This is a genomic window from Caballeronia humi, assembly GCF_001544475.1.
Taxonomy (GTDB): domain Bacteria; phylum Pseudomonadota; class Gammaproteobacteria; order Burkholderiales; family Burkholderiaceae; genus Caballeronia; species Caballeronia humi.
This window is the reverse complement of record NZ_FCNW02000001.1, coordinates 113,634-127,266: the sequence shown is the minus strand read 5'-3', so window position 1 is coordinate 127,266 and position 13,633 is coordinate 113,634. Positions and strand designations below refer to the sequence as shown.

Genomic DNA, 13,633 nt, shown 5'->3' with positions numbered 1-13,633 from the left:
GATTTTTACGCGGCTTTTTTGACGACCCACGACGCATGACCGAACCGACAGTCCCCGCGAACGCAGACGAACCCGCCGCCCACGACGGCGAGCGCGGCGCGCCTGACGACAAGCCTCCGCGCCGTCGCGGCGGCTGGCGGCGGTTCGCGAAATGGCTCGGCGGGATCGTGCTCGCGCTCGTGCTGTGTCTTGCACTCGGCGTCGGGCTGATCTTTTACGCGCTGATGAGCGAGCGCGGCACGCACTACGTCTGGCAGGCGGCGACGTCGCTGCTCGGCGGCCGTCTCACCGGCACGCTCGACGGCGGCGCGGTCGCTACCGGGGTGCGCCTGCGCAATGTCCACTGGAAGAGCCTCGACGGCAAAGGCACCGATATCGCCGTCGACAGCGTTTCCGGCCGCTGGGAGCTCACGCGCGAGCCGTGGCGCTTCACGATCGACTATCTGCATTTCGGGACGATCGACGCGCGGATCGCGCCCTCGCCGAAGGACACCACGAAGACGGAGCTGCCGAAGGACCTGCGCCTGCCCATCCAGCTCGCGATCCGCGACGTGAGTGTCGCGAAGCTGCGCCTGCACCAGGGCACGACGACGACCGAACTCTCGCGCCTGCTGTTCAACGGACACAGCGACGGCCGGCATCACGAAGCGAGCGTCCAGCGTCTCGACACGCCGTTCGGCGCGGTGACGGCATCGGTGAATATGGATGGCGGCGCGCGGCCGTTCCCGCTGACGGGCGACGCGACGTACTTAGGCAAGGTAAGCGGCGAGGCGGTGCAGGTCGGCGCGCATTTGACGGGATCGCTGGAAAACCTCGTCGCCGACGTGCAGGCGAGCGGCATGAAGCTGAACGGCCGCGCGCACGTCGAGGCGCTTCCGTTCGGCGACGTGCCGCTGAAAAGCGCGCTCGTCACCGTCGATCACGTCAATCCGCAGGCGTTCAGCCCGAGCGCGCCGTTCGCGGATCTCGCGGTGCGTGCCGAAGTGAAGCCCGCCGAGCCGGCCGAGCCGGGCGCGTTCGTCGTGACCGGGCCGGTGTCGATCGTGAACGCAAAGCCGGGTTCCATCGACCAGCAGCTCCTCCCGCTCATCGACGCCCGCGCGAACGTGCGTCTGGACGCGTCGGCGCAAACCATCAGCGACCTGAACGTGCGGCTCGTCAAGGACGCAACCGTGACGGGTGGCGGGTCGCTCAAGGGCAATCGCGGCCAGTTCGACCTTAAAGTCGCGAAACTCGATCTGCACGCGATCCAGTCGAGCCTCCTGCCGACGCAGTTCGGGGGACCGATCGGCGTCACGCTCGCCGGCGATACGCAGACGATCACGCTCGACCTGAACGACCCGAAAGCCGCGATCCGCGCGCAGGGCAAGGTCAAGCTCGACGCCAAGCAGACGGCGTTCGAAGGCGTGAAGCTCTCGGTAGGCAAGGGCCGCATCGAACTGAGCGGCGCGCTGAAGAAGGACGTCAATTCGAGCTACGACGTGAAGGCGAAGCTCGTCGAGTTCAATCCGCTGCTGCTCGTGCCGCCGAAAGCCGCCGCGCCGGTGAAGGGTGGCAAAGGGAAAAAGGCGCCGCCCGCGCGCGTGATCGAAGCGCGCGTGAACGGCACGCTCGCCGCGAACGGTGTGCTCGCGCCTACTCTGACCACGAAGGCGCAGTTCAAGCTCGGCGAAAGTGTCTACGACAATCTGCCGCTCACCGGCGAAGGCACCGTGCAAGTCGCGGGCACGCGGATTTTGCCGAGCAAGGCGCATCTATCGGTGGCGGGCAACGACGTCGACCTGAACGGCAGCTTCGGCGCGCCCAGCGACCGGCTGCGGTTTCGCGTCGATGCACCCGCGCTGGAAAGGCTCGGCTTCGGCCTTGCTGGGATCGTCAAGGCCGACGGCGACCTGACCGGCTCGTTCGCGCATCCGAACGTCGCCGCGAACTATCAGGCCGATGGCGTCGTGTTCGGCGCGAACCGCCTCGGCCACGCGGAAGGCCGCGCGGAACTGCGCGATGGCGCGAACGGCGCACTCGTCTTCACGACGAAGGCGCGCGATTTGAGCACCGAAGGCGTCGAACTCGCGACACTCGACGCCAACCTCACCGGCACACGCGCGCGCCACACGCTTGACGCCAGCGCCACTGGCAAGGTGCGCGGCGAGGCGGTCAACCTGACGCTCGCGGCGAACGGCAAGCTTACCGACGCCCGCGACGGCCCGCACTGGGACGGCACGATCACGCGGCTCTCCAACAAGGGCACGCCGTCGGTGAATATGGAGTCGCCGCTGTCGGTGAGTTACGCGCCGAACCGCGTCGTGCTCGGCGCGACGCGGCTGTCAGCGGAAGGCGCCGTGCTGGAGCTCAAGTCGTTCGCGCTCGAAGGCGGGCGCATCCAGTCGGCTGGCACGCTGCGCAATCTTTCCGTGCTGCGGCTTTTCGAAATCCGGCAGGAACTGACGGGCGCCGAGCCGCCGGTCAAAACCGACCTCGTCTTCGACGGCGACTGGAACTTCACGCTCGGCACGACCGCGACCGGCTACGCCGAGATCAAGCGCCGCAGCGGCGACGTCTCGATCGACGCGGCGCGCGGCGTGGCGGCGCTCGGTATCTCCGATATTTCCGCGCGCGCCGATTTCACCAACGGCAATCGCCTGAACGCGACGTTCCACGCGCAGGCGAACCGCATCGGCACGATCGACGCGAACGTGCACACGCCGCTCGTCGTGCGCGACGGCCTCCTCACGGTCGCCGACGAATCGCCGCTCACCGGCGCGATCGACGCGAACATTCCGCAGTTGCGCACCACGGGCGGTCTCCTCGGCCCGAGCTATCTGCTGGGCGGTCGCATGGCGCTCAAGCTGACGATCGCGGGCATCGTCGCGAAACCGAACCTGTCCGGCATGCTGACGGGCGATGAACTGTCGGCGACGCTCGTCGGGCAGGGCGTGCAGTTGAAGGACGGCGTGATTCGTATCGCGCTTTCCGAGAATCTCGTCGATTTGCAGCAGGTCGAGTTCCACGGCGCGAGCGGCACGCTGCGCGCGACCGGCAAGGTGCGGCTCGACCAGAACGAGCCGGACCTGACGGCGAGTGTCATCGCCGACAAGCTGGAGCTGTTTGCGTCGCCGGACCGGCAGCTTTCGTTGTCGGGCAGCGCGAGCATTGCGAACGGCGGCGTGCTGGGCGGCATGAAGATCGATGGCAAGTTCAAGGTCGATCATGCGCTCTTTGACTTGCCGGAAAAGTCTGCGCCGAGCCTCGGCGACGACGTCGTGATCGTGCGGCCCGACGGCACCGTGAAGGGCGAGGGCCGCGACCAGAAGGTGGTCGCGGCCAGCGACCGGCCGGTGACGTTTGCGCCGCGCGCCAATATCGACATCGACCTGGGGCAGAAATTCCGCTTTCGCGGCGCGGGCGCGGACCTCGGCCTCGCGGGCACGATCACCGCGATGAGCGCGCCGAACATGCCGCTGCGGGCGATCGGCAACGTCCGTGTGACGCCGGGCTCCACGTACACGGCGTTCGGGCGGAAGCTCAATATCGAGAATGGTTTCTTCACGTTCAACGGGCCGGTGGCGAATCCCGGTATCAATATCCTCGCGATGCGGCGCAATCAGGAAATCGAGGCGGGCGTGCAGGTGACGGGGACGGTGCAGTCGCCGACCGCGAAGCTCGTGTCCGAGCCGAACGTGCCGGATAACGAAAAGCTGTCGTGGCTGCTGTTCGGGCACGGCACCGACCAGGGCAACAACATCGGCCAGCAAAGCGCGATGACCAACGCGCTCGCCTTGCTCGGCAGCGCGAGCGGCAAGCGGATCGCGCAGACTTTCGGGCTCGACGAGTTCTCGATCGGCACGAGCGAGGTCGGGCTGACCGATCCGCAAGTCGTGATGATTTCGAAGGCGATCAACGAGCGGCTCGTGATCGGCTATGAGCAGGGCTTGCAGTCGGCGAGCAACGCGGTGAAGGCGACGCTGGCACTGTCGCGATTCTGGTCGGTGACGGCGTATGGCGGGACGTTCCAGGGGCTGGATTTGTCTTATACGCGGCGGTTTGATTCCTGGGCGCGGAGGGGTGGGCCTTGAGGGGCGTTGCGCCGCCGGAATAAAAAAGGGCACGCGTTTCTTAGGCGTGCCCTTCGTTTTTGCGCGATGCGCAGGTATTACTTCACCCGCATCCCCGGCTTCGCGCCGCTGTGTGGTTCGAGGATATAAAGCCCCGGCTCGGCCTTCTCATCCGCCGCCGAAGCCGCCAGCACCATCCCCTCCGACAACCCGAACTTCATCTTGCGCGGCGCAAGGTTCGCGACCATCACGGTCAGCTTGCCGATCAGATCCTGCGGCTGATACGCGGCCTTGATCCCGGAGAACACATTGCGCGTGTTGTCCTCGCCGACGTCGAGCGTCAGTTGCAGCAGCTTGTCCGACCCTTCGACCGCCTTGCAATCGACGATCTTCGCGATCCGCAGGTCGATTTTCGCGAAATCGTCGATGGCAATGACGCCTTCGGCTTCCGGTTCTTTTGACTTTGCTTTCTTCGTCGCCTGTGCAGCCGATGAAGCCGCCGCCGCGCCTTCCTGCCCCGGCTGCAGCGACTCGCGGTTCGCGGCGAGCAACGCCTGGATTTGCAGCGGATCGACGCGCGTGGTCAGGTGCTTGTACGCGTTGATAGGCTGCTCGGAACTCAGCGGCTTCGCGGCATCGGCCCAGACGAGCGGCGCGATGCCGAGGAACGCCTCGACCGACTCGATCAGCTTCGGCAGCACCGGCTTCAACGCCAGCGACAAGAGACGAAACGCCTCCAGACTCACGCTGCACGTCTCATGCAGCGCGACGGAATTCGCCGGGTCTTTCGCCTGATCCCACGGCTTGGCGGCGTCAACGTAATGATTGACGGCGTCGGCGAGTTCCATCGTCGTGCGCAGCGCCCGGCCGTATTCGCGCGATTCAAAGAGCGCCGCGAGATTCGGCATCGCCGTGCGCAACTGCGTGACGAGCGGATGATGCATCGCGCTGTCCTGCACGCGGCCGTCGAAACGCTTGATCAGGAAGCCCGCCGCGCGGCTCGCGATATTTACGTACTTGCCGACGAGATCGCTGTTCACGCGCGCCTGGAAGTCCTCGAGGTTGAGGTCGATGTCTTCCATCGTGTTGTTCAGCTTCGCCGCGAAGTAGTAGCGCAGCCACTCCGGGTTGATGCCCGTATCGATCACGCTCTGCGCCGTGATGAACGTGCCGCGCGACTTCGACATCTTCGCGCCATCGACCGTCAGAAAGCCGTGCGCGAACACGTTCGTCGGCGTGCGATGGCCGGAGAACTGCAGCATCGCGGGCCAGAAAAGCGTGTGGAAGTACAGGATGTCCTTGCCGATGAAGTGATACTGCTCGGCTTTCGAATCGGGGGCGACCCAGGCGTCGAAATCGATGCCGCGCTCGTCGGCCAGCTTCTTGAAGCTCGCGTAATAGCCGACCGGCGCATCCACCCAGACGTAGAAATACTTGCCCGGCGCGCCCGGAATCTCGAAGCCGAAGTACGGCGCGTCGCGCGAAATGTCCCAGTCTGCGAGTTTCGCGTCGCCCTTGTCGCCGAGCCATTCGCGCATCTTGTTGGTCGCTTCCGGCTGCGCGAGGCCGCTCACCCACGTGCGCAGGAAGTCTTCGCAGCGCGGATCGGAGAGGCGGAAGAAGTAATGCGTCGAGGTCTTCTTGATCGGCGTGGCGCCCGAGACCACCGAGTACGGGTTGATGAGTTCCGTCGGCAGGTAGGTCGAGCCGCAGACTTCGCAGTTGTCGCCGTACTGGTCCTTCGCGCCGCACTTCGGGCACTCGCCCTTGATGAAGCGGTCCGGCAGGAACATCTCCTTGACGGGGTCGTAGGCCTGCTCGATGTCGCGCGCGTCGATGAAGCCGGCTTCCTTCAGCGAGCCGTAGATCTTCTCGCAGAGGATGCGGTTTTCCTCGGCATCGGTCGAATAGTAGTTGTCGAAGGAGATGCCGAAGCTGTCGAAATCGCGCTTGTGTTCCGTCCAGACGCGGTCGATCAGCGCTTTCGGCGTGATGCCTTCCTTCTCGGCGCGCAGCATGACCGGCGTGCCGTGAGTATCGTCGGCGCCGACGTAGTAGACCTCGTGACCGTGCATTCGCAGCGCCCGCACCCAGATGTCCGTCTGGATGTATTCGACCATGTGGCCGATGTGAATCTGGCCGTTCGCATAGGGAAGCGCGGACGTGACGAGAATCTGGCGACGGCCGGCTTGAGCCGGGGCCGCGGCGGATGCGGTGGCGGAGATCGGTGCTGACATGGAAGCGCGGGCCTGCGGGTTGAGTTGCGTGATTGCGTGAAAAACGGAATCTCGATTCTAGCAGGGGTGGGGGTTTGGACGGGGAGGGCGGGGCGGGGGCAAAAAGGGAAGTCTGATAAGACCGACCGCCCCAAAAAAAACCGGGGCTTAATCGGCCCCGGAGCAACAACGACAAGAGGAGAATGGTCGGTGGCGGCATCGCCAGCCACCCACCATAAAGACAGACAATCGGCGCGCGGCCAAGTTTCAAATTTTTTTCAATCCGATGAACCCGGCCCGCGCGGTGCCCTGGTCGCCCGTCGTTTCTCCTGTCAGATCAAGCGCTTACTGAATTTGACCCGGCTGCGCCGTCGCGCGCAGGTAGATTTCCACGCGACGATTCTGCGCGCGGCCCGCTTCGGTCGCGTTGTCCGCGATCGGCTGGTTCTGGCCCATGCCCTGCGCCGACAGACGCTGCGCCGCCACGCCATGACCCGCCAGATACGTCGCCACGCTCTGCGCGCGGTTCTGCGACAGCGTCTGGTTGTAAGCCGGCTGGCCGGTGTTGTCCGTATGGCCGACGACCGATGCCACCAGTTCCGGATGCTGCGTCAGCGTCGACGACACTTCGTTCAGCACCGGCGCGAAGGTCGGCTTGATCGCGTAGCTGTTCGTGTCGAACGAGATCGAATTCGGGATGTTGACCTTGAGCGAGCCGTCCTGCTGCTCGGTGACCTGCGTGCCCGTGCCAGCCGTCGAACTCGACAGCTTGCCCTTGATGGCACCCCAGTTGTAACCCGTGATGCCGCCCACCGCCGCGCCGACGCCCGCGCCGATCGCCGCGCCCTTGCCGCCGCCGAAGATCGCGCCGAGGCCCGCGCCCGTCGCCGCGCCGACGCCCGTGCCGACCGCCGTGTCGGTGCCTTGCTGCGAGGCGCAACCCGCGACGAGCGCGCCTGCCACGGCGAAAACGGACAGACGGGTCAACAATTTTGCGTTCATTTTCAATTTCTCCTGTAATCAACAATCGGTCCGGCCGAGCCTTCGAGTGATGCGCAAAGGGTCTTCCGGCGGTCCCGCGCTGCAGACACTACAATGAGGTTGGTCGCCCGCGCGGGACCAGGCGATACGTCCCTGAAACCTGCCGCGACGGATAGTGCAATGCGAGCGTGACCTGCGCAACCGCACTTAACAATTCCTTTCAATTTCTCACGTTGTCGCGCGCGGCCGCATCGCGCCAAGCAACCACCGTTCCCTGGAGTTTCGATGAGTATTGACCGCGCCCGGATCGACACCGCACTCGCTACCTTGATCGATCCGAATACCAATCGCAAGTTCGCGGATGCCAAAAGCTTCAGAAACGTCGTGATCGACGGCGCGAAAGTCAGCGTGGGCGTCGTGCTCGGCTACCCGGCGAAGTCGCAGTTCGAAACCGTCCGCGCGCTCGTGGCCGACGCGCTGCGGCAGGTCGCGGGCGTCGAACAAGTTGAGGTGGCGGTGTCGTCGCAGGTGGTCGCGCATGCGGTCCAGCGCGGCGTGAAACTGCTGCCGAACGTGAAGAACATCATTGCGGTGGCATCGGGCAAGGGCGGCGTCGGCAAGAGCACGACGGCCGCGAATCTCGCGCTCGCGCTCGCGGCGGAAGGCGCGTCGGTCGGCATGCTCGACGCCGACATCTACGGCCCGTCATTGCCGATGATGCTCGGCATCACCGGCCGCCCGGAATCGCCCGACAACCAGTCGATGAACCCGCTGACGGGCCACGGCATCCAGGCCAATTCGATCGGCTTTCTGATCGAGCAGGACAACCCGATGATCTGGCGCGGCCCGATGGTCACGTCCGCCCTGGAACAACTGCTGCGGCAGACCAACTGGCGGGACCTCGATTACCTCGTCGTCGACATGCCGCCGGGCACGGGCGACATCCAGTTGACGCTCTCGCAGAAAGTGCCGGTGACGGGCGCTGTGATCGTCACGACGCCGCAGGACATCGCGCTGCTCGACGCGAAGAAGGGCCTCAAGATGTTCGAGAAGGTCGGCATTCCGATTCTCGGCATCGTCGAGAACATGAGCACGCACATCTGCTCGAATTGCGGCCACGAAGAGCATATCTTCGGTGCGGGCGGCGGCGAGCGCATGGCGAAGGAATACGGCGTCGAGATCCTCGGGCAGTTGCCGCTCGACATCGCGATCCGCGAACGCACCGATTCCGGCGCTCCGACGGTCGTATCGGACCCGGAAAGCCGCATCGCGGAGACCTATCGCGCGATTGCGCGCAAGGTCGCGATCGGCATCGCGGAACGCCAGCGCGACATGACTTCGAAGTTCCCGAGCATCGTCGTGCAGAACACCTGAAGCGTCCCTCCAGCGGGAGCCTTGTGTGGCGCGGCTCGCGGTATCATGTCGCCTTCGATTGGTGCGGCAGCGCGCATGCATGGGGCGTGCGCGGCCGCCAAGAGGATCGCATGAGACACAGATTCGACGGGCGGACGCTGTCCACCCTGATCGCGATGGCCGCCGCCACGCTCCTCATGAGCGGCTGCGGCATCATCTTCCAGAACCACGAAAAGCGCGCCGACGCCACGCTCCTGCCCACGCCCGGCAACGCGACGCGCGGCAGCGTCACGCTCATCGAACGCTCGGATGGCGTGCAGGTTTCTTACAGCATCTCGGGCATGCCGCCGAACAGCGAACACGCGCTGCAGGTGCACGAGCGCGGCGACTGCATCGTGATCAATCAGCCGGACGCCGGCCCGGTCTTCGCGACGGCCGGGGATCGCAAGAAGTCGAGTTCGCGCGTCGAAGGCGATCTCGCCAACATCCGCGCCGACGCGAACGGCACGGCGACCGGTTTCATCGTCGCGCCGGACGTGTCGCTCGACGGCGTGCGCTCGGTCCTCTCCCGTGCGATCCTGCTTCATCGCGACGCCTCCGACCCCTACGCGATGGCGCCGCACAGCGCCGGCCCCGCGCTCGCGTGCGGCGTGATCCGGCAGTAGCATTCGGCATTGCTTCGGCGGCTCATTGGCGAGACGCGAGCCGTCACATCATTCAAGTAAAATACGCCCTTTCGTTTGGCTGGCGCCTCCCGGTTCCCGGCCATGCCCGATTCAAGCACGGCCCGAGCCGTTCACCCAAGGGCGTCGACCCAAATGAGTCCCTATGAGCATCAAGTCCGATAAGTGGATTCGGCGCATGGCCGAAGAGCACAAGATGATCGACCCGTTCGTGCGCGATCAGGTGCGCGTGACCGAGGATGGCCGCAAGATCGTGTCGTACGGCACGTCGAGCTACGGCTACGACATCCGCGTCGCCGACGAATTCAAGATTTTCACGAACATCAATTCGACGATCGTCGACCCGAAGAATTTCGACGAGAAATCGTTCGTCGACTTCAAGGGCGACGTCTGCATCATTCCGCCGAATTCGTTCGCGCTTGCCCGCACGGTCGAATATTTCCGCATCCCGCGCTCGTGTCTGACCGTGTGTCTCGGCAAATCGACGTATGCGCGCTGCGGCATCATCGTGAACGTGACGCCGTTCGAGCCGGAATGGGAAGGCTACGTGACGCTCGAATTCTCGAATACGACACCTTTGCCTGCCAAGATCTACGCGAACGAAGGCGTGGCGCAGGTGTTGTTCTTCGAAAGCGACGAGATCTGCGAGACGTCGTACGCGGATCGCGGCGGCAAGTATCAGGGGCAGCACGGCGTGACGCTGCCGAAGACCTGACGCATCGAACGCGCTGAAACAGCAATGCAACCGGCACCGGTTGATGAAAGACCGCTGGAAACGGGCGTAGAAAGCCCGGCCAGCGGTCGTTCCATTTGGAGAATCGCCCAATGAAGTTTCGTTTTCCCGTCGTCATCATCGACGAAGACTTTCGCTCCGAGAACATCTCGGGTTCCGGAATCCGCGCGCTCGCCGAGGCGATCGAGCGCGAGGGCGCCGAAGTGCTCGGCCTGACGAGCTACGGCGACCTGACGTCGTTCGCGCAGCAGTCGAGCCGCGCGTCGTGCTTCATCCTGTCGATCGACGACGACGAACTGCTGCCTTACGCCGAGAACGTCGTGGTTGCCGAGGGTGACACGCCGGAACTCGCGGCCGCGATCGTCGCGCTGCGCGCTTTTGTCACAGCCGTGCGGCGCCGCAATGCCGACATCCCGATTTTCCTCTACGGCGAGACGCGCACCTCGCGTCACTTGCCGAACGACATCCTGCGCGAACTGCACGGGTTCATCCACATGTTCGAGGACACGCCGGAGTTCGTCGCGCGCCACATCATCCGCGAGGCGAAGGTTTATCTCGATTCGCTCGCGCCGCCGTTCTTCAAGGAACTCGTGCAATACGCCGAGGAAGGCTCGTATTCGTGGCACTGCCCGGGGCATTCGGGCGGCGTCGCGTTCCTGAAGAATCCGCTCGGGCAGATGTTTCACCAGTTTTTCGGCGAGAACATGCTGCGCGCGGACGTCTGCAACGCCGTCGATGAACTCGGCCAGTTGCTCGATCACACCGGGCCGGTCGCGGCATCGGAGCGCAACGCGGCGCGCATTTTCAGCGCGGATCACCTGTTTTTCGTGACGAACGGGACGTCGACGTCGAACAAGATCGTCTGGCACGCGACCGTGGCGCCGGGCGACATCGTGCTGGTCGACCGCAACTGCCACAAGTCGATCCTGCACGCGATCACGATGACGGGCGCGATCCCCGTGTTCCTCACGCCGACGCGCAATCACTTCGGCCTCATCGGCCCGATTCCGCGCGACGAGTTCAAGCCTGAGAACATTCGCAAGAAGATCGAGGCGAATCCGTTCGCGCGCGAGGCGCTTGCGAAGAATCCGAAGGTCAAGCCGCGCATTCTGACGATCACGCAGAGCACCTATGACGGCGTGGTCTACAACGTCGAGATGATCAAGGACCTGCTCGGCGACCTGCTCGACACGTTGCATTTCGACGAAGCGTGGCTGCCGCACGCCGAGTTCCACTCGTTCTATCAGGACATGCATGCGATCGGCGCGGGGCGGCCGCGCACCGGCGCGCTCGTGTTCGCGACGCACTCGACGCACAAGCTGCTCGCGGGCATCTCGCAGGCGTCGCAGATTCTCGTGCAGGACAGCGAGAACAGCACGTTCGACCGCCATCGTTTCAACGAGGCGTACCTGATGCATACGTCGACGAGCCCGCAGTACGCGATCATCGCGTCGTGCGATGTGGCTGCCGCGATGATGGAGCCGCCGGGCGGCACGGCGCTGGTGGAAGAATCGATCGCGGAAGCGCTCGATTTCCGGCGCGCGATGCGCAAGGTCGATGCCGAATACGGCGACGACTGGTTCTTCAAGGTCTGGGGACCGGAGGCGCTGGCGGAAGAGGGCATCGGCGACCGCGAGGAGTGGATTCTGAAGCCGAACGACCGCTGGCACGGCTTCGGGCCGCTCGCGGAAGGCTTCAACATGCTCGACCCGATCAAGGCGACGATCATCACGCCGGGGCTCGACGTGGACGGTGAGTTCGGCGAGACAGGCATCCCGGCCGCGATCGTGACGAAGTATCTGGCGGAGCACGGGATCATCGTGGAGAAGACGGGGCTTTACTCGTTCTTCATCATGTTTACGATCGGCATCACGAAGGGCCGCTGGAACTCGATGGTCACCGAACTCCAGCAATTCAAGGACGATTACGACAACAATCAGCCGCTGTGGCGCGTGCTGCCGGAGTTCATTGCGCAGCATCCGTCTTATGAGCGGATCGGGCTGCGTGACTTGTGCGAGCAGATTCACAGCGTCTATCGCGCGAATAACATCGCCCGACTGACGACGGAGATGTATCTGTCGAGCATGGAGCCGGCGATGAAGCCGTCGGAGGCGTTCGCGAAGCTGGCGCACCGGGAGATCGACCGGGTGCCTATCGATGAACTCGAAGGGCGCGTCACGAGTATCTTGCTGACGCCGTATCCGCCGGGCATTCCGCTGCTGATTCCGGGAGAGCGTTTCAATCGGACGATCGTGGATTATCTGCGGTTCGCGCGGGAGTTCAATGAGCGCTTCCCGGGATTCCATACGGATATCCACGGACTCGTCGGGGAGATGATCAACGGGCGCATCGAGTATTTTGTGGATTGCGTTCGGAATTGATTTTTCCCGCTTCGTTCAAGACGACAACGGCCCCGCGGGGCCGTTTTTTTCAATCCAGCACATGCCCCGGCGCCTGCGAAGGCTTGACCGGCGGCCGCACGAACGCCGCATCCGCGACCATATCGTGCAGCGCGATTTCCAGCGTCTCGCACATCGTATTCAGCGCGAGATCGTTTTCTTCGACGCCGAACGGGTCCTCGATCTGCGCCGCGATCGCTTCCAGCGCCATGAACGCGTAGGCGAGCAGCAAGGAAAAGAGCGGTGTCAGCAACCCCGCGCCATCCACCAGCCCAAACGGCAGCAGCGCGCAAAACAGATAAACCGTACGGTGAATCATCACCGAATAGGAGAACGGCAGCGGCGTCGTCGCGAGCCGCTCGCAGCCGCCGATCACCTCGGACAGCGCGTTCAGATTGTGCTCGAAGGCGAGCACGGCGTAACCGTCGATCGAACCCTCGCGCGAGCGCTCCGCGACCCATTCGCCGAGCCAAAGAAGGATTGTCGCGGGGCGGAATTGCGCGTCGCGTGCGCGCGCGTGAAGGTCGGGCGGAAGACGTGGGGCGAGTTCGTCGCAGGCGTCGGTGCCGCGCAACTGATGGCGCAAGGCGTGAGCGAAGCCGCCGAGCGCGGCGACGAACTGGCGCGTGCCGGCGGCGTCGCGTTCCCGGGGTAGTGTCAGCGCCTGGCGCGCCAGGGAACGCGCGGTGATCGCAAGCGTGCCCCACAGCCGGCGGCCCTCCCACCAGCGCTCGTAGCTTGCGTTGTTGCGAAAGCCGAGAAACACCGCGAGCGCGATCCCGATCAAGGCGAACGGCGGCGTGCCCAGCCCGAGAGGATAGCTGCGCATGTGGTCGTGCATGAAGATCGCCGCTATCGACAGCGCGAGGATCAGCACGAGCCGGGGCAACAACTGCGGCAGCACGGAGCCGCGCCAGACGAACAGCAGGCGGAACCAGTGAAGCTGAGGGCGGATGATCATGGCGGCAGCCGGACGAAGCAATCCGTCGATTATCCCGAAATTCCGCGCCGCGGCAGCGGGGCATGGCGTAGCGCGCCCGTTGATCGTCGGGCGAGACGCGATTCGTTAAGAAACATCGTCGCAGGCCCGAGACATTCCGGGATTCCGCCTATCACTTTCATCACATTTTGTAGCGCTCACTAACGAGCATTTTTGGGACGCATCCAAGCCGATGACGGCACACGCGGCACAGCCGTCGGCTTGAGCATTCTCAAC

8 protein-coding genes are annotated in these 13,633 nt (G+C 64.5%); 5 read left to right on the top strand and 3 right to left on the bottom strand.

Going from position 1 to position 13,633, the window contains the following annotated elements; translation table 11 throughout:
• The first annotated feature begins 35 nt into the window (after positions 1-35).
• Positions 36-4,073, top strand: coding sequence for a translocation/assembly module TamB domain-containing protein (locus tag AWB65_RS00585; protein ID WP_087665295.1), 4,038 nt, complete (start codon positions 36-38; stop codon positions 4,071-4,073).
• Between the two features lie 77 nt (positions 4,074-4,150).
• On the opposite strand, the gene metG is transcribed toward AWB65_RS00585, so the two are convergent.
• Both metG and AWB65_RS00575 read right to left on the bottom strand, forming a co-directional pair.
• Positions 4,151-6,289: a methionine--tRNA ligase gene (metG, locus tag AWB65_RS00580; RefSeq protein WP_087665294.1), complete on the bottom strand. Its 2,139-nt coding sequence runs from the start codon at positions 6,287-6,289 to the stop codon at positions 4,151-4,153.
• Positions 6,290-6,613: 324 nt separating this feature from the next.
• On the bottom strand, positions 6,614-7,270 hold the full coding sequence (locus tag AWB65_RS00575; protein WP_087665293.1) for a YiaD family glycine zipper/OmpA-like lipoprotein: 657 nt from the start codon (positions 7,268-7,270) through the stop codon (positions 6,614-6,616).
• Positions 7,271-7,534: 264 nt separating this feature from the next.
• On the opposite strand from AWB65_RS00575, the gene apbC reads away from it, so the two are divergent.
• From apbC to AWB65_RS00555, 4 genes are all read left to right on the top strand, one after another.
• Positions 7,535-8,623, top strand: a complete 1,089-nt coding sequence (apbC, locus tag AWB65_RS00570) for an iron-sulfur cluster carrier protein ApbC (protein WP_087665292.1) — start codon at positions 7,535-7,537, stop codon at positions 8,621-8,623.
• 110 nt (positions 8,624-8,733) lie between these two features.
• Positions 8,734-9,267 (top strand): superoxide dismutase family protein, encoded by a 534-nt coding sequence (locus tag AWB65_RS00565; RefSeq protein WP_087665674.1) that lies wholly within the window; start codon positions 8,734-8,736, stop codon positions 9,265-9,267.
• A gap of 163 nt (positions 9,268-9,430) precedes the next feature.
• On the top strand, positions 9,431-10,000 hold the full coding sequence (dcd, locus tag AWB65_RS00560; RefSeq protein ID WP_087665291.1) for a dCTP deaminase: 570 nt from the start codon (positions 9,431-9,433) through the stop codon (positions 9,998-10,000).
• Between the two features lie 110 nt (positions 10,001-10,110).
• Entirely contained in the window at positions 10,111-12,399 is a 2,289-nt protein-coding gene (locus tag AWB65_RS00555) for an arginine/lysine/ornithine decarboxylase (RefSeq protein WP_087665290.1), read from the top strand.
• Positions 12,400-12,448: 49 nt separating this feature from the next.
• Here the strand turns inward: AWB65_RS00555 and AWB65_RS00550 are convergent, their stop codons facing one another.
• Positions 12,449-13,378, bottom strand: a complete 930-nt coding sequence (locus AWB65_RS00550; protein ID WP_087665289.1) for a bestrophin family protein — start codon at positions 13,376-13,378, stop codon at positions 12,449-12,451.
• Between the last annotated feature and the right edge of the window lie 255 nt (positions 13,379-13,633).